Raw genomic sequence first — 20961 nt, 5'->3', positions numbered from 1 at the left:
TCCGACGAGAGAACGGCTTGATGATTTCGCGTGTGTCGAGGGTGGCCCCGCTGCTGTTCGGCTCGGGCCTGTGCGCCCTTGTCTACCAGACGGTCTGGCTGCGGGAGTTTCGTCTCATCTTCGGCGCCAGTACGGCGGCGTCGGCGGCCGTCCTCGCCATCTTCATGGCGGGCCTGGGCCTGGGGGGAGTCCTCCTCGGCGCTCGCGCGGACCGGCAGCCGCGTCCCCTGAACTTCTACGCCAACCTGGAGTTGCTCATCGCCGGCACCGCGGCCCTGAGCCCCTTCCTCGTCGAACTGGCGCGCGCGGTGTACATCGGCGTCGGCGGCACCACCATCCTCGGCATCGCGGGGGGCACGGTGGTCCGACTGGTGCTGTCCGCGCTCGTGCTGGCCGTGCCCACGGTGCTGATGGGCGGAACGCTTCCGGCCGCGGCTCGCGCGGTCCAGTCGGATGAGGACCCGGCCCGCCGCCACCTCGCCGTCCTCTACGGCGTGAACACGCTCGGCGCCGTCACCGGCGCGACGCTCTCCACCTTCTTCCTGCTGGAGGTCTACGGCAACCGCACCACCCTGTGGATTGCCTGCCTCCTCAACGCCGCCGTCGCCATCACCGCGCGCAGCGTGAGCCGGTCGATGGAGCCCGCCGAGGGCACCGCGCCCCCGAAGTCGGAGTCCCCGTCGGCCGAGGTCGTCGCCCCCGTGGCCGCGAGCCCTGCCGCACCGCTCACGGTTTCCCTCTCCGCCACGCGCTACGCGCCCCAGTTCGCGCTCGTGTCCGCGATGCTGGTCGGCTTCGCGTTCCTGCTGATGGAGCTGGTGTGGTACCGGATGCTCGGCCCGATTCTCGGCGGGACGACCTTCACCTTCGGCCTCATCCTCGCGATGGCGCTCCTGGGCATCGGCCTGGGTGGCGCGACCTACTCCATCGTCTTCCGTCACCGCCCCGCCACGCTGTCTGGGTTCGCCCTCACCTGCGCGGCGGAGGCGCTGTTCATCGCCCTGCCCTTCGCGATGGGAGATCGCCTGGCCGTCGTCGCCGCGCTGCTGCGCCCGCTGGGAGGCATCGGCTTCGGTGGGATGATGATGGGCTGGGCGCTGGTGGGCGCGGTGGTCATCCTTCCCGCCGCGTTCGTCTCCGGCATCCAGTTCCCGTTGCTCCTCGCGCTCGTGGGCAAGGGAAGTCACGACGTGGGCAAGCAGGTGGGTCAGGTCTACGCCTGGAACACGGTGGGCTCCATCGTGGGCTCGCTCGCGGGTGGCTTCGGCGTGATTCCCCTCCTGACGGCGCCAGTGACGTGGCAGCTCGTCGCGGGCATCCTCGCCGTGCTCGGGCTCGCCTCGGCCACGCTCTCGCTGCGCGTCGAGCGACTGCGAGCGGGCCTGTGGGTACCCATCTCCGTGGCCGCGCTCGCGCTCGTGCTGCTGACCGCCCACGGCCCCACCGCGGCGTGGCGGCATGGCAGCGTCGGCGCGGGTCGCTCCGGGCTCAAGGACCCGACCATCAACCACATCGAGGCCTGGGTGCGCGAAACGGCCCGTAGCATCGTCTGGGAGAAGGACGGCGTCGAAAGCAGCGTCGCGCTCAGCTCCGCGAATGGCCTCTCCTTCATCGTCAACGGCAAGGTGGACGGCAACGCCATTGGAGACGCCCCCACCCAGGTGATGAGCGGGTTGCTCGGCGCCCTGCTTCACACGGACGCGAAGAACTCGCTCGTCATTGGCCTGGGCACCGGCAGCACGGCGGGCTGGCTGGGCGCCATTCCCAACATGGAGCGGGTGGACGTGGTGGAAATCGAGCCCGCCATCCTCGAGGTCGCCCGGCGGTGCCACTCGGTCAACGCGAACGTGATGGACAACCCGAAGGTCCACACGGTCATCGCCGATGCGCGAGAGGTGCTGCTGACCACCCGGCAGCGCTACGACATCATCTTCTCGGAGCCCTCCAATCCCTATCGCGCGGGCATCTCCAGCCTCTTCACGCGTGATTTCTATCAAGCCGTGAAGGAGCGCCTGGCGGAGGGCGGAATCTTCGTCCAATGGCTCCAGGCGTACGAAGTGGACGCCCTCACGGTGCAGAGCGCCTATGCGACGCTGGCCTCGGAGTTCGAGGCCGTGGAGACCTGGCAGGTCCACTCCGGTGACCTGCTGCTCGTGGCGACCCGCAAGCCGATGGTGCACGACATCGCGCGGTTGCGCGCCCGCATCGCCGAGGAGCCCTATCGCACGGCGCTGCGCGCCACCTGGCGCACGGACGAGGTCGAAGGCGTGCTCGCACGCTACGTGGCCACTCCAGCCTTCACCACGCGCGTGGCGGAGGCGAGCCAGGCCCTCATCAACACGGATGACGTGTCCTTCATGGAGTTCGCCTTCGCGCGCAGCCTTGGACGCGATGCGGGCTTCTCGATGCTCGCCTTCTGGAAGACGACACACAACCTGGGGACCGGCCGGCCCCAGGTCGTCGGCGAGGTGAGCTGGGAGCGCGTGGGACAGCACCGCGCCTGGACCAGCACCCCGCTCTCCCGCGCCGAGGCCAGCAGTGCCTCCGTGAAGGCGCGCGGGCCCTTCATCGACGCGTACACCCGGGGGCAGTTCCCCGTCGCGCGCGCGCGTTGGCAGCAGGCGCGCTGGGAGCCCGTCGGCCCTCGCGAGCAGTTGGCCCTCGCCATGGTCCTCGCCACTACGGGTGACGAAGAGGCACTGAAGTACACCGGCTCCCTGCGTGCCACGTTGCCCGTGGAGGCGGACATGCTGGAAGGACTGGTGCACCTGCGCCAGAAACGGTTGGAAGAGGCCACCACCCTGTTCGAGCGCGGCTTCGTCGCCATGCGTGACAACCCGTGGCCGGCGCGGGAAGTCGTGGGCACCATCCTCCCCCAGCTCGTCGGCATCGCTCGCGCCGACAAGGCCCTGGGCAAGCGGCTCCTCGACGTCCTCGCCAAGCCCTTCGCGGCGGAGTCCATGACGTTGGCGCGAGAGGAGACCCGTGTGGAGTTGGCGCAGGCCCTCGACTGGCTGGGGCTGTGCGTCGAGGTGCTCGCGCCCATCGAACCGCTGACCGTCTGGGACAGCAAGCACCTGGATAATCGGCGCCGCTGCTACGAGCACCACCGGCACCCCCTGGCGGCGGTGGCCGCGGGAGACCTGGAGCGACTGCTCGCCCAGTCTCCCGCGGTGTTCATGCTCGAGGCCTTCCAGCTTCCGGAACCCCAGACGCCCACCGAGCCCGCGCCGCCCACGACTCCCGCTCCGCCCCAGGCGGGCGAGTCCGCGCCGTAAGGCGGGTGGCCTGAAACACCGGGCGCCCAGCCGCGCGTCCAGGGATGCCTCACCCGGCCTTCCCTGGCGTGCCGGCGCGTCAGCGCTTCACACCACCATCGACAGCACTTCGGGCGTGAAGGCGTGCGCGCCGCCTGGCGTCAGCTCCCTCACGCGAAGCTAGGTGTCGGTGTCGAGGAACAGCAGGCCCGCGGGTGGGAGCGGGTCCACCCGCAGGGTCCGCGACGGCAGCGTGGCCTGCGCCTCCATCACCGCGCGCACCTCCCAGATGGGCGGCGGATTGAGCGCGAAGCCCGCCTGGAACGTCCCCGACTCCACCCCCTTCACCAGGGACTCCAATCCCTGCACCGGGAAGACGTGGGGATGTCCCGCCGCCTCGGGGTCCTGGATGCCCAGCACCGTCCGCAGCACCAGCGCGTTGAGCAGCGCCAGGTCCAGGCTGCGCAGCGTCGGGTTGCGAGGCGCGCCCTTCAAATGGGCCAGGTCCAGCCCCTGTCGGAAGCGGAGGATGCGCCCCCGTCCCCCAGGCAGCACCAGCAGCACCGCGTGGTGGCCGGAGATCAGCGTCGCGAGCCGCTCGCGCGCGGCCACCAGGCCCCGAGGCGTGTCGAGCGGCTCATCCAGCTCGTACACGCGCGCGTACGCTGTCACCAGCGTGAGGAAGGTCTCTTCCTTGAAGGTCGCCACGCCCTTGAGCGCGCGGTGGATGGGCAGCAGCTCCAGTCCCGGGTCCGACAGGGGGACCACCGCGGCCAGCGTCGGCCCGTTCTCGGCCAGCGCGGTGAGCGGGCGCATGGGCGCCTCGTCCAACACGGCCTGGATGCGCTTGGACACAGGGGACGGTTCGATGCGGCGCAGCGCGAGGGTGCGGCCGTCAAACTCGCCTTCCCACACGAGGACGGAGCGCTCGCTCGCCTCGGCGAGCAGTCCTCGGAACACGCCATGGTCATCCGCGGTGAGCGTGACGGCCGGCTCGGCCTCCCATGAGCGGGGGCGATACGGGTCGAACTCCAGCGGCGTCCCCGCGTCCTGGCGCAGCGCGCACAGGAGGTAGCGCACCGGAGGGCCTCCCAGCTTGCCCGCCTGGCTGTGGACCTCCACCAGGTACAGGGCGGGCCGGGCGTCGCGCAACAAGACGCCGGACTCGCGCTGTCGGCGCAGCTCCGCAGAAGGGTTGGCGGCCTCCAGGAGGGGCCGGACGTGGGAGGGCTGGGGCACCGCGTTGCTGCGCGGCACGTAGCCGCTGGGCTCGAGGGTCCGAGCCAGCGGGGTCAGCAGGGCCGTGAAAGGATGGACGCGCGCCATGTCGACGGAAGGTGGTGGCTGCCACCTCGCGTTGCCACGGCGCCCGCTCGCTCGCCTGGGGGCCCGTCTACCACCAGACGTTGCGGTACGGCCGGTCCTTCGCCGACGACTTCAGCGACGAGCGGTCCACGCTCTCCTCCCACAGCAGGCTCACCGTGGTGATGGCGCCCGCCGAGCCGAGGAAGGACAGCACGTACGGCGTGGACTGGTCGAACCCGCCCAGCACCAGGCCGGAGATGAGCAGCACCGCCGCGCCCACGCCCGCGCCGAAGAGGTCCGCTCGAAGAATCTGCGACGGCGTCGGGTCATACCGCATGGTGGCCAGCGCCAGCGCGCCCGCGCCGATACCGGGCGCCAAGAGCAGCGTGTCCCGCCACGTCTTCGAGGAGATGTCCGTCCCGGAGAAGTGGATGACGGCCAGCAGCAGCGCCGCGTAGGCCGCGCCCCAGCCCGCGCCGGAGGCCATCAGCAGGCCGTCGTTGAGCGGAAGCTGTCCGCCCCCGAGCCCCGCGGTGAGCCACGCGCCCAGCTCCGCGCCGAGGAACGCCGACCAGGTCAGCACACCCGGGTCCTGGGTGAAGAGGTCCATGAAGCCGGCCATGAACATGCCGCCCACCACGGAGTTGCCCATGCCGAAGGTCGACATCGGCCGGTCCACCCAATTGTTGAATTGCCACCACGCCGAGGCACCAAAGCCCAGGCCCGCGCCAATCAGCGTGCCGGCCAGCATCGCCTCGCGCGAGCTCTGGTCGAAGCTGAAGTCATTGGCGAACGCCTGCGTGAAGAAGCCACCCAGCGCGCCCAGCGTGGTGTGGTGGGCGATGAACTTGAAGCTGCCCGGCCCGGACAGGAAGGGCCCCAGGCGCTGGCGGCCGTCCAGCACGGCACCACTGTCCACGTAGTCGGCCTGAACGGGCGTCGACGCCGGGGACAGGGTGGGACGCAGGCCATCCTGCGTCACCGGCGCCAGGGGCGAGGTGCGCGACGAGTCCGGCTCCTGGGCCAGCGGCGCATCCCGCGTGGGGACATTGCCTTCGTCCGGTGGGGAGGCCTGCTCCTGCTGCGCGGAGATGGGCTGCCCGTACCCGGGCTGGCCGGCCGCGGAGTCCCCGGGCTGTTGCTCCGTGGACGGCGGGGACGACGGCTCCGAGGGCGCGGCTTGCTGTGAGGGGTACGAGGGCTGCGCCTGGGACGGCTCCGTGTACGGATACGAGGAGCCCGTCTGTGCACGCGCGGCCTCGGGCGAAGCGAGCACGAGCGCGAGGACGGCGGGAAGGCAGATCCAGTTTCTCAGAAGTGACACGCAAGCAACTCCTTGGGTCCGTCCGCCACAAGACCACAACCCACGCCCCCGTGGTGTTTTTTGCATCCACCTGGGCCCACTCGCCACGACGGAAGCGCCCCAGGTGGGTGGAACCGTCATGAGCACGGCATTCCTCCGCGCGTGCTTCAATTCTTTCGCGACGCGGATGGCGGTCGGGCATCCCTGCGCATCATGCCCATCGGGTTTTCGTGGTCCGAGCTCGACGTCGACTCCGCGCGCATTCTCGTCGTCAAGGACGTGCCTCTGCCCGACGCCAGTCGAGACTTCGTCTTGTACTGGTGCATGGTGAACCATCGCGCCGAGGAGAACCACGCGCTCGACACGGCCATCGCACTGGGCAACCACCTGCACCTGCCCGTCGTCGTGTATCACGCGCTGCGCCCGGACTATCCCCACGCCTCGGACCGGCTCCACGCCTGGGCACTGGAAGGCATGGCGGACCTGACCTCGGCCTTCGCGTCGCGCGGGCTGCCGTACTGGGTGGAGCTGCCGCGCCATGCACGCGAGCACCACCCGCGCCTGGCGGAATTGGGCAAGCGCGCCGCCGCCGTGGTGACGGACTTCTTCCCCACGTACATCATCCCCGGGCACCTGCGCGGCGCGGCCAAGGCGCTCCACGTGCCGCTGTTCGCGGTGGATGCCTCCTGCGTGGTGCCCATGCAGCGCATCCCCACGCTCCAGGCCGGCGCGTACACCCTGCGGCCGAAGCTGCAGAAGCTGTGGCCGGAGTACCTGGGCCGCACGCTGCGCTCGCGCCACCTCGAGGCCGCGGCCGCGGGGCGCAAGCTGTCACCGGACTTCGACGTGGCGGACGCGCGCGAGGCCCGTCAGTCCCTGGCGAGCTTCCACATCGACCACGCGGTGACACCGCTCGCGGAGCGCGGAGGGCGCAAGGCGGGCCTCAAGGCGCTCGACGCCTTCCTGCACGAGAACCTGGAGGGCTACGACGCCGGACGCAATGACCCGGGCCTCGCGCGCCAGTCCGGCCTGTCCCCCTTCTTCCACTGGGGCAACCTCTTCCCGGGCGAGGCGGCCCGCGCCGCCATCCGCGCGCGCGGCACCGACGACCCGAACGTGCGCGGCTTCCTGGAGGAGCTGCTGGTGCGGCGCGAGCTGGGCTTCAACTTCTGCTTTCACACGCCGGAAGCGAAGCAACTCTCCGTGGAGTCCTTGCCCGGCTGGGCGCGAGAGACGCTGTCCACACACCAGAAGGACGCGCGGGAGCACCTGTACTCGCTGGAGCAGTTGGAGCACGCGAGCACGGCGGATGGCCTGTGGAACGCGGCGCAGCGCGAGCTGGTGGAGCGGGGCCGCATCCACAACTACCTGCGCATGTTGTGGGGCAAGAAAATCCTGGAGTGGAGCCGCACACCGGACGAGGGCCTTCAGCGCATCGCCCACCTGAACGACAAATACGCGGTGGACGGCAGAGACCCGGCGAGCGTGGCCAACTTCATGTGGGTCCTGGGGCTGCATGACAGGCCCTTCCAGGAGCGCAAGGTGCTGGGGAAGGTGCGGCCCATGAGTTCGCCACGCACCGCGGAAAAGTATGACCTGGCGCCCTATATGGCGCGCTGGGGACGGCCCGGGGACCCGCCGGTGAAGCTCAAGCGCGCCCGGCGCGTGGCGGACCGGTGAGCAAGGCTGTTGACATCCGCGCGTCCAAAAGTGACACGGCGGTTCCCTTCCCGTCTCACCGCCACTAAACGCAAAGGTGGGACAACGACGCCAGGAGCCGCGCCATGGGCATGATGAAGTTCGATATTCCCCACTCCCTTCCGAAGGACGAAGTGAAGAAGCGCGTGGAGCAGCTCCTTCAGTACTGGGGTGGCAAGTACGGGGTGAAGGCGGACTGGCAGGGCGAGGGCGCCAAGATTGTCGGCAAGGTGATGGGCATCCAGTTGGACGCGTCTTTCAAGATCACCGACAAGGCCGTCGAGGGCGAGGGCACGGACCCCGGCATGCTGCTGCGCGGTCAGGCCAAGTCCTACCTCCAGAAGAAGTTCGGGTCCGTGCTGGACCCGAGCAAGTCGCTGGAGCAGGTGAAGAGCACCCTGGACTAAGGGCGCCGGGCTTCAGTGCGGAGGCTGTTCCTCCAGCGCGGCGAGGGCATAGCGCGCCGCGCGGGAGATGGCCTCCGCCGAGTCGGGCATCTCCGGGTAGTGCCCCGCCAGCGTGCGCTGCGGGAAGCGCAGCTGGGCAATCGCGTTGCGGTAGCTGCGACGCGCCGCCTCCGACTCGTGGCTGCGCTCCTGCACCTGGGCCAGCAGGTAGTGGCCGATGGCCAGCGTGGGCTCCAGGAACAGCGCCTTGGCCAGCTCCGAGCGCGCCTCCTTCAGCTCCCCGGCCTGCAGCGCCGCCACCCCGCCGAACACGCGAGCCTCCACGCACAGCGGCTCGCGCAGGATGGCCTGGGCGAAGGCCTCGCGCGCCTCGGGAATGCGCCCGGTGAGCGAGAAGAGGTTGCCCAGCGTCAACAGCGCGTCCAGGTCGCTGGGCTCATCCACCAGCAGCCGCTGAACGCCGGAGATGGCGGCCGGGAAATCCCCCAGCGTCATCTTCCGCACGGCCATGGCCAGCCGCTCCGCCGGAGGCAGCAGCTTGGGCCACGCGGAGGGCACCGGCAGCTCTCCGGTGACGGTGCGCGCGGGCGCTGACACCGCGGGCAGCTCCACGGTGGGGCGCGTGCGAGCGGCGTCCGAGGTCCCCACCGCGGGCAGCTCCACGGTGATGCGCGGACGGCCCAGGTCATTGACCCGCGACGTCGTCGACGACGACGGGGTCGACGCGGAGGAAATCCCCGGCACGGGCGAGGCGGCGGGCAGCGGCCCCACGGCGGGAAAGGACCCGGAGAGTGCGCCGGCCCCCCGGACCGAAGAGGCCTCCGCCGCGTTGCGAGGACGGGCTCCGAAGGCCCCTTCCACGGGCGGCCGCGCGTACACGGCCGGGGAGAACGGCTCCGGCTCCGGGGCGCGCTGGGACTGCTCCGCGGTGCCGGGATACGGATGGATGCGCAGGGGCGGCGGGCGGTAGCCCTTGTCGCTCGGCGGGCGCCGGTACACGAAGGCGCCGTCCACTTCGATCATCTCGAAGCGGACATAGACCTTGAAGAGGCTCTCCGAGTACCCGAGGAAGAGCAGCCCACCGGGCCGCAGCGCGCTGAGGAACCGGTCCATCAGCCCGCGGATGGTGGGCAGGTCGAAGTAGATGATGACGTTGCGGCAGAGGATGAGGTCCAGCGAGTTGAGCGCGACCTTGTCGAAGACGGGCACGGCCAGGTTCTGCCCGTCGAAGCGGATGTACTCGCGCAGCGCGGGCAGCGCCTCGTGGCCATCCTCGACGGGACGGAAGAAGCGGCCCAGGCGCTCCGGCTGGATGCTGATGCTCCGTCGCAGGGAGAAGCGCCCCTGCCGCGCGGCCTCCACCGCGGCCAGGTTCAAGTCCGTGGCCCACAGGTCCACCTCGGCGGACAGCGCCCCCAGCTCCGCCAGCACCATGGCCACGCTGTAGGGCTCCTCGCCCGTCGCGCAGCCCGCGGACCAGACGGACACCTTGCGCATCTCCCGCCGCGCGCGCGCCAGCAGGTCCGGCAGCACGCTCTTCTCCAGCGCGCGGAACTGCTTGCCGTCGCGGAAGAACTCCGTGTGCCCCACCGTCACCAGCGGCAAGAGCGAGCGCAACTCCTCCTCGCCCCCGGCTCCCGTCAGTCGCTGGAGGTAGCGCTCCGGCTCCTCCACGCCCAGCGCGGGCATGCGGGTGGACAGCGCCAACCTCAAGCTGTGGAACCCATCCGGGGTAATCTTCAGCCCCGCGCGCTCCAAGAGGAGCGCCGCGAGCTGCTGAAGCACTTTGTTGCTCACGTTCAGCACGCATCCACCCACTGCACCAACGTGGGGCCAATTCGCTCCAGCGGCAGCACTTCCTGCGCCGCCCCGAGCAGCACCGCCTCGCGAGGCATGCCCCATACCGCGGACGTCCCTTCATCCTGAGCGATGGTCCGCCCTCCCCGCTCCCGGATCTCCTTCATCCCCCGCGCTCCGTCCCGCCCCATCCCCGTCAGGATGACTCCGACACAGCTCGAGCCGAAGGCCTCCGCCGCCGAAGTGAGCAGCATGTCACACGAAGGCCGGAAGCCCCGAAGTGCCGGTCCCGAGTCCAGCTCCAGCCGGCCCTCGGGTCGCACCAACAGATGACTGCCCGACGGTGCGATGTAGACCGTCCCCGGCACCATCACCATGCCGTGCTCCGCCTCTGTCACTCCCAGCGCCGTCTCCATCGTCAGCCAGTGCGCGAGGCCCTCCGTGAAACCCTCGCTGATGTGCTGGCAGTAGGCGATGGGCGCGGGAAAGTCTCGTGGAATCTTCCGCAGTACCTGTGCAACGGCCTTTGGACCACCCAGGGACGCGGCGATGGCCACCAGGGGAAAGGGCGGCGGGGGCAGGTCCTCCTTGGGCAGCTTCGCGGAGGAGCGCGTCTGGCGCACGGCCTTCACCTGGGCCAGCAGCACCAGCTTGCGCGCGATATGGGCCCAGAAGTCCCCGCCGGGGGTGGCGGGGCGCTCCACCACGTCCAGGGCCCCCAGGGCCATGGCCTGGAACGCCTCCTGGCCGGACAGCGCGCCCGGGTGCAGCGCGAGGACGGGCACCGGCCGCCCCGCCATCACCTGTTCAATCGCCTCCAGGGCCTCCAGGCTGGTGAGGTCCACCAGCAGCACGTCCGGGAAGTGGCGCTGCACGGCGACGAGGGCGCCCGGGAAGTCGATTTCGGCGGGCCCCACCGGGACGAGCGACTCGCCGTCGAACAGGCCACGGGCCGCGAGCGCGCGCAGCCCCTTGCCCACCATGAGCACCCTGAACGCCATCCCCGCCGCGGCCGTGCCACCCAAAACGTCGCTCCTCAGGTCAGCCGGTCAATCGCCTGCGCGAGCACTTCCACGCCCAGCTCTCCCTTGACGAGATAGGCATCCGCGCCCGCGTCCAGGCCGCGCCGCTTGTCCTCGGGCGAGGCGAGTGACGACAGGATGATGACGGGGATGCGCGCCACGGCGGGCGTCGACTTCAGCCGCCGCGCGAGCGAGAAGCCGTCCATCTTCGGCATCTGCACGTCGGTGAGGATGAGGTCGTAGCTGTTGTTCTGCACCTTCCCGTAGGCCTCCTCGCCGTCCTGGGCCTCCTCCACCATGTGGCCCAGCGCCTTGACGAGCGCGCCTTCCGTCGCGCGGGCAATGGGAGAGTCGTCCACGAGCAGCACCCGGAGCCGCTTGGCCGCTGGCGCCTGGGTGACGGGCCGCGCCATGCGGCGCACCTCCGTCATGATGTCGGGGACATGCAGCAGCACGGCGATGCGGCCGTCCTCCAGCGCGGCGGTGCCGGCGATGAAGGGCGCGCCCTTGAGGAACTCTCCGCCGCAGGGCTTCACGGCCACTTCGCGCTCGTCCACGAAGCCGTCCACCACGAGGGCCGCGTGGTCCTCGCCATGGCGCACGACGACGGCGGGGGGCCGGTCGAACCGGTTGCCACCGTTGAGGCCGAGCAGCGGCCCCAGCGCCACGAGCGCCGTGGGCTTGCCCCGGTGTCGCACGGCGAGGGTGCCGAAGATCTCCAGACGGTCATCCGGCTTGACGCGCATCACCGCCTCGACGTCGGCGGCGGGCATGCCGTAGACGTCGTCGCCCAGGCGCACCAGCAGCACCTTCATCAAGGCGAGCGACTGGGGCAGCCGCAGGGTGATGGTGGTGCCACGGCCAATGCGGCTGTTGACGCCCACCGAACCGCCGAGCGTCTCCACCTTGCGCTTCACCACGTCCATGCCCACGCCGCGGCCGGACAGCTCGCTGACCTGCTCGCGGGTGGAGAAACCGGGACGGAAGATGAGCTCGATGGCCTCTCGCTCCGACAGCGCGGCGGCCTGCACCGCGTTGATGAGGCGCTTGTTGACGGCCACCTGGCGCAGGCGCTCCGGGTCGATGCCGCGCCCGTCGTCCTCCACCTCGATGTGGAGCATGTCGCCATCCACGCGGACGCGGATGCGGACACGACCCGTGAGCGGCTTGCCGAGCTGCTGGCGCGTGTCCGGCGACTCCAGGCCGTGGTCCACGGCGTTGCGCAGGAGGTGCACCAGCGCGTCGCGCACGTCGGCCAGCATGGACCGGTCCACGCCGATGTCGGCGTTCTCGATGAGCAGGTCCACTTCCTTCGTCTGCGTGCGCGCCATGTCCCGCACCGCGCGCGGGAAGGCGTCGAACACCGTGGACAGCGGCACCAGGCGGGCCTCCGCCACGTGGTCCGCCATCTTCGACAGGTTGCCGTGCAGGATGTTGATGCCGTCGTCGTTGCGCCGCACGAAGCGGAACGCATCGTCGCGCAGCATGTGGAGGTCGCTCTCCACGCGGTCCAACACCATGCGCACTTCGTTGGGAATCTCCACCTGCTCGGCCAGCCGCAGGAAGCGATCCCCCAGGCGGCTGAAGCGCTCGAACAGCGCCTCCGTCTCCGAGCTGCGCAGCCGACCCCGGGCGCTCTCCACCAGCAGGTCACCCGCGAGCAGGCCCAGCGAGTCCAGCACCTCCACGTTCACCCGAATCGTGCGGTCGGCGATGGCCGACTTCGCCGCGCTCGGAGCCTCCTCCTCCCCACCACGGCCCGGAGGGTGCGCCACGGCCGGAGCCGGAGCATCCACGGACGCCGGACGGGGAGCCGCCACGGGGGGCGGAGCGGCGACAACGGGCGCCGCCACCGGAGGCGGCTTGGGCTTCGCGACATGAATGGCGGGCGCGGCCTGGCCGGACACCTCCGCCATCGCGCGCACGATGTCCTCGCTCGCGGACGTGCCGGTGTTCGCACCGGACATGTCCTCGATGAGATCGGACAGGACATCGCAGGCACGGAGCATGACGTCCGTGGCGATCTCCGTGGCCGTGCGTCCCTCGCGCTCGGCGCGCAGGACGTCCTCCGCCGCGTGAGCGAGCTGACCGATGGCGGCGAGGCCCAGCATGCGGGCCTCTCCCTTCATCGTGTGCAGCTCGCGCGCGACGTCGTCCGCGGCCTGATCCGCGGTCTCCTTCTCCAGGTCCAACACACCCAGTTGGATCTTCTGGAGGCGGTCGGCGGTGACCTCCTGGAACTTCTTCAGGAGGGATTTCTTGAGTGCCTCGGTATCCATGGGCGGTGAGCGCTGCGCACCCTCCCCTTCCCAAAAGAGCTAGTCGGCCTTGAAGCGCTTGATGAGCTCCGCCAGCCGTGCGGCCAGCTGAGTGAGCTCCGCCGCCGCCCCCGTCGCCTGCTTCGACGCCTGGGTCGTCTGACGCGTCACATCTTCAATCTCCGCCATGGACGCCACCACCTGCTCGGTGGCCGTGCGCTGCTGCTGGGTGGCGAGGTTGATGACGCGGGCCGCGTCGCTCGTCTCCTGCACGCCGGCGAGGATGCCTTCCACGGCCTGGGCCGCGACGGCGCCCAGCTTCTCACCGGACTCGGTGGCGGACTTGGACGCTTCGGCGGCGCCCGCGGCGGCCGCGGTGGCCTCGCGGATCTCCGTGATGAGGTTCTTGATCTCCTTGGTGGAGTCCAGGACGTTCTCCGCCAGCCGGCGCATCTCCGCCGCGACGATGGAGAAGCCCTTGCCCGCCTCGCCCGCGCGGCTGCCTTCCAGCGCCGCGTTCAGCGCGAGCAGGTCGGAGCGGTCGGCGATCTCGTCGATGACCTCCACCACCGTGCCGATGCGCTCCACGCGCTTGGACAGCTTCGCGATGGAGTCCGCCACGGCGACGCCGTCGCTGCGGATCTGCTGCATGGCCTGGATGAACTCACCGATGGCGCCACGGCCCGCGCGCGCCGCGCCGAGCGTCTCTTCCGCCACGCGAGCCACGCTGCCGGCGTTCTCGGCGATCTGCGCGGAGGCGTGCTTGAGCTCCTCCATGGTGGCGGTCGTCTCGTGGATGGCCGCCGCCTGCTCCGTGGAGGACGTCTCGTGCTGGGTGGACGCCGCCAGCACCTGGTTGGCGGACGAGGACAGCCGCAGCGCCGCCTCGTTGATCTCCCGCACGAAGGTGCGCAGCGTTTCAATGACCTTGCCGAAGCCCTCCAGCAGGGGCCCGAGCTGGGGGTCCTCGGTGGTGGTGTTCCACCGGGACAGGTCGCCTTCGCGCACCAGGCTGATGAGCGCGTCGAGCGCCTGATCGATCTCCTGCGCCGCCACGTGCTTGCGGTGCTCGGAGCTGGCGAAGTTGTCCAGCACCTGGTTGAGCAGGTGGGCCATCTCCTCGCCGCCCTCGCCCACCAGTTCCTTGGGGACGCGGGCCTGGAGGTTGCCGGCCAGCACCGTCAGCAGCGTGTCGGTGAAGGCCTTGAGGGGCGCCGGCGGCGCGGCGGCACTCGCCTTGTTGGCGGGGGCCTTGCGCGCGGAGCGGGCCTTGGACGCGGGCTTCTCGTTGGGGGTGTCCAGGGACATTGCGGTCAGTGCCTTCCTTGAGAATCTTGGGTCCTGGCGGTCTCCACCAGGTCAATCAGCAAAACGGTGCGGGCTTCTTCCAGGCACACACCGACGGCATAAGAGGCCGCGCCCGCGGTGGGGGGCATGCGGCGAAGCTGCGTCACGGGGATGGGGCGCACACCCCGGACGGTGTCCACCTTCAGGTGGCCTTCTCCTTCCGGCGTGTCGAACACGAGCGCGCGGTGGCCTCGGGAGAGGCGCCCCAGCTCCGGCAGGGTGATGTCCTCCGGCAACGAGCGGTCGATGCGCAGCACCTGCGACGCGTCCGTGCCGAAAGTCCCACTGCCAATCTCGAAGAAGAGGATGTCCACCTCTTCGACCTTCTCCTCCACGAGTGACTCGTCGTTCATCGAGCCACCGCGCGCTGCCGGGCCGTCTGCAGCAGCTTGTGGAAGTTGAGCAGGTTGATGCCGTCCTGGGTGGTGCTGCCCTGCACCACGCCGAGCAGGTGCTCGGCGGCGGCGTCTCCTCCGAGCGGCGGAGGGAGGATGTCGGAGACCGGGATGCGGCGCAGGCCCAGCACCGTGTCCGCGACGACACCGGCGACGATGCTGCCAGTGACGCCGATGAACAGGCGGGTGCGGGGACCGATGCGCGCCTCTCCCTTGGAGAGGAAGCGCAAGAGGTCGACGACGGGGAGGACCTCACCGCGATGGCCGGTGACGCCCATGATGAAGGAAGGAGTCCTGGGCAGGGGGGTGAGCAGCCCGGCGCGGAACACCTCGAGGACGTTCTCGCTGGGCACCCCGAACCGCAGGTCTCCCACCCGGAAGCAAAAGAACTCCTGCTCCGGCCGGGCCTGAGCGGCCACGGCACGGTCCGGAGCCATCCGGAGTGCTCGCTGGAGGGGAGTCGAGGTCGTGGTCAAGGCGTCGGAGTATCCGGAGGGGACGAAAACCGGTCAAGGGGAGGTCGCATGGAGGCCGGCCGCTCGCCGTTTCGATGGTCCGCGCTGAACCAAAGGTGTAGGGTTGCACCCTGAATCCTTTGAGGAGGACGATGTCGCGCGTACTGGTCATTGATGACAGCCCGATGCTGGTGGAGCTCACCGTTCGGGCCCTCACCGCCGCCGGCTACCAGGCGAGCGGGGCCCAGGACCTGGCGAGCCTCGACCAGAAGCTCACCGAGGGACCGTTCGCGCTCATCCTCATGGACGTGAACATGCCGGAGATGTTTGGCGACGATGTCGTCGAATACCTGCGGCGTCAGAAGAAAGTCACCGCGAAGCTGGTCCTCTACTCCGACATCTCGGAAGCGGAGCTGGCCGGCAAGACGAAGGCGTCCGGCGCGGACGGCTACATCCTCAAGAGCGGTGGCCTGGAGGCCGTGCTCGGAGGAGTGATGGGGCTCATCGGGGCTCCGGCCCTGGGCGTCCCCGCCGCCGTGCCCCCTCCCCCGGCCTCGGCCACGTCGGATGCCCCCCAGGCAGCCGCCCCGGCCGCCGCCCCTGGCGCCTCGACGGGGCTCAAGGCCGCCCCCAGCACCGGTGGGCGAAAGCCGCGCATCCTCATTGTCGACGACAGCGAGATGACCGCCCGAATCATCGAGGCGGATCTGGTCGCGAAGGGCTTCGAGGTCCATGTCGCGGACACCGCCGACAAGGCCACGAAGATCATCCTCAAGAAGCAGACGCGTCCGGACCTGGTGCTGCTGGACGTGCGGATGCCCAACGTGAACGGCGAGCAGTTCTGCCGCTTCATCAAGAGCAACAGCCTCTTCAAGGGCATCAAGGTGCTCTTGTGCTCCGGCGAAAACGTCGAGGAGCTCCAGCGCATCTGTCGTGAGGCCGGCGCCGATGGCTACATCCCCAAGGATGCCGTCATGGGGAACCTGGTCGCCAAGGAGCTGATGCCGCCTGGCGGCGGCGAGTAGCCGACGCGAGGGCCCCACCCGGCCCGCGCGCGTCCGTTCTCGACGAAGCCCGCCAGGAGACACACGGGCCCGCCTCACGCGGGCCCGTCCCGTTCGGCGAGTTCCAGGCTTCACCGTCCCGCGGCGTTCTCCCGCTCTTCCAGCCCGCGCGCGAAGTTGCCGATGATGAGCCCAGGCCGTGCCGCCTTCAGGCGCTGGAGCAGTTCGCGGATGCCCACCGGCTCTCCGCCCGCGCCCACGTCCCGCGCCGCATCCAGGTACTGGAGCGGGTCGATGGCCAGCGAGCGCGTCTGCACCTGGTCCACCTTGTACTTCTTCACCAGCCGCTCCAGGGCCTTCACCTCGCCCTCGCGATCGGTGACGCCGGGGAACAGGAGCAGGTTGAGCGCCAGGTACGCGCCGCGCTCGCGCGCGAGGGCAATCGACGCCTCGACGTCCTCCCAGCCGTACTTCACCGGCTTGTAATAGGCCTCGTACAGCCCCTTCGATGCCGCGTTGAGCGACACGCGCACCGCGTCCAGGCCCGCGTCGAGCAGGGCCTCCAGGCCGCGCGTGAGGCTCGCGTTGGTGTTGATGTTGATGGAGCCCTTGTCCGTGCGCGCGCGCATGTAGCGGATGGACTCGGCGATCTGCTTCCAGCGCGTGAGCGGCTCGCCCTCGCAGCCCTGGCCAAAGCTCACCATGGTGCGGCCGGGCGCGTTCTCCAGGTGGAACAGGCCAATGGCGCCCATCTCCTCGGCGGTGGGCCCGTCATCCATCCGCTCGTGCGACGCGGGCGGGCCGCCCGCCGGCTGATCGGAGATGCAGCCCACGCAGCGCGCATTGCACATGACAGACGCGGGGATGGCCGCCTCGTCACGGACGTAGAAGGTGTTCTGCGACGTGAAGCACCGGTACAACATCGCGCACGTCTTCAGCTGCTTGAGCACGCGGTTGTCCGGGAAGCGCGCCAGGTGCTTGTCCACCAGCGCCTTCATGTCCGGCGTCGAGTAGCGCTCCGGATCCCAATGCGAGCGGCGGTCCGTGTGGATGGCCCACGCCACCGGCCCGTCCTTGCCCCACGCCGCCGCCGTATAGGCCCACTGCGGCAGCACCGGCCCGTTGCCCTTCACCTCGCCCGGCAGGAACGTGCGCGTGTAGCCCGGCGGCAGGAGCGCGCCCACCGCGTTGGGGGTGAAGGTCTTGCCGCCCACGTTGATCTCCCGCACCAGCTCCAGCTCCCCCGTCCGGGGGTCCTGGCCCACGGGGAGCCTGCCCGGCAGGTGGACCAGCCGCCCGGCGGACGGAAGGGGGATGGGCTTGTCCTGCGGAGGAACGAGTTCCTCGCCGCTGCGCAGCGTGGCCAGCAGGTAGGGGTGCTCCATCACCTTCCCCTTGGGGTCGGCGAACAGCAGCTTGGGCGCGGACGTCATGCCACGCTAACTACCACCAGCCCCCCATCTCTTTCGACGTCGAAGCGCGATGAGACGCGTTGCATTCAACGCCACGCGTCATCCCTCCGAGGTAACAAAGGCTCACCGGTGACATGTGTCCGGCTTCGGCGGATGCCTTGATTCCCTCGGGAGGGCTCGTTAGGGTCCGCGCGCTTTTTCAGTCCCTTTCGGAGGCAGTCGTGATCGTCGGAGTTCCCAAGGAGATCAAAACCCGTGAGTACCGCGTCGGCATGGTGCCTGCGGGCGTGCGCGCGCTCACGAGCGCGGGCCACACGGTGTTGGTCGAAACGAACGCCGGCGTCGGCTCAGGCATCCCCGACTCGGAGTACCAGCGCGTCGGCGCGCAGCTCATCGCCAGCGCGGATGAGGTGTGGAAGCGCGCGGAGATGATCGTCAAGGTGAAGGAGCCCATCGCGCCGGAGTACGAGCGCATCCAGCCCGGGCAGATCATCTACACGTACTTCCACCTGGCCGGCGTGGACCCGGAGCTGACCAAGACGCTGGTGAAGAAGAAGGCGGCGGCCGTCGCGTACGAGACGCTGCAGCTGGATGACGGCAGCCTGCCGCTGCTCAAGCCCATGAGCGAGGTGGCCGGAAAGATGGCCATCCAGGTCGGCGCGGCCTCGCTGGAGAAGGCCCACGGCGGCAAGGGCATCCTGTTGGGCGGCGTGCCCGGCGTGCGCCGCGGTCGCGTCACCATCATCGGCGGTGGCGTCGTCGGTCTGTGCGCCGCCAAGGTGGCGGTGGGCATGGGCGCCGAGGTCACCATCCTCGACGTCAACCTGGAGCGCCTCACCTACCTGGATGACGTGTTCCTCGGCCGCGTCAGCGTGCTGGCCTCCGACACGGAGAGCATCGCGACGTCCGTGCGCGAGGCGGACCTCGTCGTCGGCGCGGTCCTCATCCCCGGCGGCAAGGCCCCCAAGCTCGTCTCCGAGGCCCTCATCTCCGAGATGACCCCGGGCGCGGTCGTCGTCGACGTCGCCGTGGACCAGGGCGGCTGCATTGAAACGTGCAAGCCCACCACCCACGACAACCCCACGTTCGTCGTGCACGGCGTCGTCCACTACTGCGTCGCCAACATGCCCGGCGCGGTGCCCCAGACGTCCACCTACGCCCTCACCAACACCACCCGCCCCTACTCGCGGAAGATCGCCGACCTGGGCCTGGTGGAGGCCGTGAAGGCCGACCGCGCCCTCGCGCGTGCGATGAACACCTACAATGGCCACGTCACCTACGAGGCCGTCGCCAAGGACCTGGGGTACGACTACCGCCCCATCCTGGACGCGCTCAGCGGCAAGTAGCCTGTAGAGCGGCCTGACAGACAGGGCCCCACCCGGAGGGGAGGCGCGGATGGCGACATCCCGTCTCCCCTTCGTTATTGAAAGTGGGGAATAAAGTGCCCCGTCCGGAGTCTGGCGTACCCGAAGCGACCGGACGGGCGGGTGTGACTGGGAAGCCGTTGTTGCGACTTCTGTTCCCATGCATACATTGATGGGCAGGCGACAACTCATTCCCCAATTGTTTCGGGCCTTTGGAAGGCGGGACATGTTGGATTTCAGACAACCCAACCGGACGAAGCAGGAATTCGAGGAACTGGCGCTGGCCCACCTGGACCCGCTGTACTCGGCGGCCCTGCGCCTGACGAAGAACGAAAGGGATGCAGAGGACCTGGTTCAGGACACCTGCATGCGGGCCTACCGGTTCTTCGACAAGTTCGAGCGGGGCACCAACATCAAGGCCTGGCTCTTCAAGATCCTCACCAACACGTTCATCAACCGCTACCGGCGGAAGGTGAAGGAGCGCACGGTGGTGGAGGGCGTGGAGCGCGAGGCGGTCCATGAGCGCTTCGTCAGCCGGGACGCGACGGACTTCGCGGCCAACCCGGAGCAGTACTTCTTCGACAGGCTCCTGTCGGACGACGTGCTGCGCGCCATCGACTCGTTGCCCATCGACTTCCGACTGGTGGTCATCCTCGCGGACCTGCAGGAGTTCTCCTACAAGGAGATCGCCGAGATTCTCGAGTGCCCCGTGGGCACGGTGATGAGCCGGCTGTTCCGCGGCCGCAAGCTCCTGCAGAAGACGCTGCGCGAGTACGCGGTGGGCCAGGGTGTCTTCCGACACGAAGGCGAGGGCACCGATACGCCGGCGAACCTCGAAGAGTATCGTCAAAGGAAGAAGACGGGGTAGAAACAGGTTCCTACCGCGCGCCCATGAACTGCCAGGAACTCGAACGGCTTCTGTACCCGTATCTCGACGGCGAATTTCAGCCGGAGGAGCGGGTCGACCTCGAATCCCACCTCACCACGTGCGCCGCTTGCCAGGGGCGCGTCGAGGATGAGCGGAACATGCAGTTGGCCCTTCGCAGGGCCGCCCGTCACTCCGTGAAGCAGATGCGCGCGCCGGACTCCCTGCGCGCGGGTATCGCCCGGGGGCTCCACCAGGAACACCGTCGCGCCCAGTACGGCGTCTGGTTGCGCGCGGGCGCCGTCGCGCTGGTGGTGGTGACGGTGACGGGGGGCTGGTCCACGTATCAAGCCGGGCAGCGGCAGCGGCAGGCCCGGGAAGAGATCATCAAGCGCCACTCGCGCGGACTTCCGTTTGAAATCGCCTCGTCCGCGCCCGAGCAGTTGGAGACCTGGTTCAAGGGCAAGGTGGACGCGCGCGTCGCCCTTCCCCAGCTCCCCAAGGCGAAGCCCCTGGGTGGCCGCATCTCCATCCTCAACGGCCGGGAAGTCGCGTACATCAGTTACGAGACGCTCCCCGACGACGGCGAGCCCACGCGCCGGCTGGGCGTCTTCGTCCTCCCCGACGAGGACGGCCCCCGGCCCCAGGCGCTGCCCGCGGTGGAAGTCGACTCCGCGCAGGGCTTCAACATCGTCACCTGGCGGGACCACGAAATCGTCTACGAGATGGTCACCGACATGGACGAGCGCGACATCCTCCGCATGCTGGATGAGCGCGAGCACGGCACCACGGTGGCGAGCACGCCTCGGACGCTCGAATCCGCTGACGGGAATTACTCGTACCAAACACTCCCGCGGCCCCAGCGCTCCCGTCCCGCCGTCTCCGCCGAGCCCGCTTCGTATCCCTGAGCAGAAGCGCGCGGCGTCCCCTCGTGTTCGAAGCGCCTCACGTGAGTCGCGCTGGAAGCGGCCGCCCGGCTGCCCGGCGAGCGGAATTCCGTGCGGCCCGAACATTTGACGGTCCCTGACATGGCCGATAGCCTCGATGGCACTTCTTTCCTCGCGTGCCACCG

The 20961-nt window shown here is 69.5% G+C and carries 16 protein-coding genes; 7 read left to right on the top strand and 9 right to left on the bottom strand.

Annotated features, from left to right (window positions below; genetic code table 11):
• Window positions 1–20 precede the first annotated feature (20 nt).
• Window positions 21–3278 (top strand): fused MFS/spermidine synthase, encoded by a 3258-nt coding sequence (locus tag HUA75_RS10790; RefSeq protein ID WP_174486316.1) that lies wholly within the window; start codon window positions 21–23, stop codon window positions 3276–3278.
• A gap of 159 nt (window positions 3279–3437) precedes the next feature.
• On the opposite strand, the gene HUA75_RS10785 is transcribed toward HUA75_RS10790, so the two are convergent.
• A complete protein-coding gene (locus HUA75_RS10785) occupies window positions 3438–4583 on the bottom strand; it encodes a DUF1015 family protein (protein ID WP_174486315.1) in 1146 nt (381 codons plus the stop codon).
• 67 nt (window positions 4584–4650) lie between these two features.
• Complete coding sequence (locus tag HUA75_RS10780; RefSeq protein WP_246137641.1) at window positions 4651–5886, bottom strand: hypothetical protein; 1236 nt, start codon at window positions 5884–5886, stop codon at window positions 4651–4653.
• A 192-nt stretch (window positions 5887–6078) separates the two neighbouring features.
• On the opposite strand from HUA75_RS10780, the gene HUA75_RS10775 reads away from it, so the two are divergent.
• The gene (locus HUA75_RS10775; protein WP_174456858.1) at window positions 6079–7545 is read left to right on the top strand and encodes a deoxyribodipyrimidine photo-lyase; all 1467 of its coding nucleotides are present in this window, start codon (window positions 6079–6081) and stop codon (window positions 7543–7545) included.
• Between the two features lie 104 nt (window positions 7546–7649).
• Window positions 7650–7970, top strand: coding sequence for a polyhydroxyalkanoic acid system family protein (locus HUA75_RS10770; RefSeq protein ID WP_141647258.1), 321 nt, complete (start codon window positions 7650–7652; stop codon window positions 7968–7970).
• A gap of 12 nt (window positions 7971–7982) precedes the next feature.
• On the opposite strand, the gene HUA75_RS10765 is transcribed toward HUA75_RS10770, so the two are convergent.
• From HUA75_RS10765 to HUA75_RS10740, 6 genes are read right to left on the bottom strand one after another with little or no spacing between them, the layout of a single operon-like run.
• The gene (locus tag HUA75_RS10765) at window positions 7983–9776 is read right to left on the bottom strand and encodes a CheR family methyltransferase (protein WP_174486314.1); all 1794 of its coding nucleotides are present in this window, start codon (window positions 9774–9776) and stop codon (window positions 7983–7985) included.
• Window positions 9770–10768, bottom strand: coding sequence for a chemotaxis protein CheB (locus HUA75_RS10760; protein WP_174486501.1), 999 nt, complete (start codon window positions 10766–10768; stop codon window positions 9770–9772). The genes HUA75_RS10765 and HUA75_RS10760 overlap by 7 nt, the downstream gene beginning before the upstream one ends.
• Window positions 10769–10803: 35 nt before the next feature.
• Window positions 10804–13068: a hybrid sensor histidine kinase/response regulator gene (locus tag HUA75_RS10755; RefSeq protein WP_141649261.1), complete on the bottom strand. Its 2265-nt coding sequence runs from the start codon at window positions 13066–13068 to the stop codon at window positions 10804–10806.
• Between the two features lie 39 nt (window positions 13069–13107).
• On the bottom strand, window positions 13108–14355 hold the full coding sequence (locus HUA75_RS10750; protein WP_141649262.1) for a methyl-accepting chemotaxis protein: 1248 nt from the start codon (window positions 14353–14355) through the stop codon (window positions 13108–13110).
• Between the two features lie 5 nt (window positions 14356–14360).
• Window positions 14361–14747 (bottom strand): Frizzy aggregation protein FrzB, encoded by a 387-nt coding sequence (locus HUA75_RS10745; RefSeq protein WP_141649263.1) that lies wholly within the window; start codon window positions 14745–14747, stop codon window positions 14361–14363.
• Window positions 14744–15226, bottom strand: a complete 483-nt coding sequence (locus HUA75_RS10740) for a chemotaxis protein CheW (protein WP_141649264.1) — start codon at window positions 15224–15226, stop codon at window positions 14744–14746. The genes HUA75_RS10745 and HUA75_RS10740 overlap by 4 nt, the downstream gene beginning before the upstream one ends.
• A gap of 170 nt (window positions 15227–15396) precedes the next feature.
• On the opposite strand from HUA75_RS10740, the gene HUA75_RS10735 reads away from it, so the two are divergent.
• On the top strand, window positions 15397–16269 hold the full coding sequence (locus HUA75_RS10735; RefSeq protein ID WP_174486313.1) for a response regulator: 873 nt from the start codon (window positions 15397–15399) through the stop codon (window positions 16267–16269).
• A 110-nt stretch (window positions 16270–16379) separates the two neighbouring features.
• On the opposite strand, the gene HUA75_RS10730 is transcribed toward HUA75_RS10735, so the two are convergent.
• Window positions 16380–17681, bottom strand: coding sequence for a radical SAM protein (locus tag HUA75_RS10730; RefSeq protein WP_174456659.1), 1302 nt, complete (start codon window positions 17679–17681; stop codon window positions 16380–16382).
• A gap of 200 nt (window positions 17682–17881) precedes the next feature.
• Between HUA75_RS10730 and ald the strand changes: the two genes are divergently transcribed.
• From ald to HUA75_RS10715, 3 genes are all read left to right on the top strand, one after another.
• On the top strand, window positions 17882–19006 hold the full coding sequence (ald, locus tag HUA75_RS10725; RefSeq protein WP_141648080.1) for an alanine dehydrogenase: 1125 nt from the start codon (window positions 17882–17884) through the stop codon (window positions 19004–19006).
• A 244-nt stretch (window positions 19007–19250) separates the two neighbouring features.
• Window positions 19251–19892, top strand: coding sequence for a sigma-70 family RNA polymerase sigma factor (locus HUA75_RS10720; RefSeq protein WP_141648079.1), 642 nt, complete (start codon window positions 19251–19253; stop codon window positions 19890–19892).
• A gap of 23 nt (window positions 19893–19915) precedes the next feature.
• Window positions 19916–20797: an anti-sigma factor gene (locus HUA75_RS10715; protein WP_141648078.1), complete on the top strand. Its 882-nt coding sequence runs from the start codon at window positions 19916–19918 to the stop codon at window positions 20795–20797.
• Window positions 20798–20961: the final 164 nt, after the last annotated feature.

Origin of the sequence: Myxococcus sp. CA040A, from assembly GCF_013336725.1 — a bacterium.
Lineage (GTDB): Bacteria > Myxococcota > Myxococcia > Myxococcales > Myxococcaceae > Myxococcus > Myxococcus llanfairpwllgwyngyllgogerychwyrndrobwllllantysiliogogogochensis.
The sequence above is the reverse complement of the archived record's forward strand: the minus strand, read 5'-3'. Positions and strand labels throughout refer to the sequence as shown.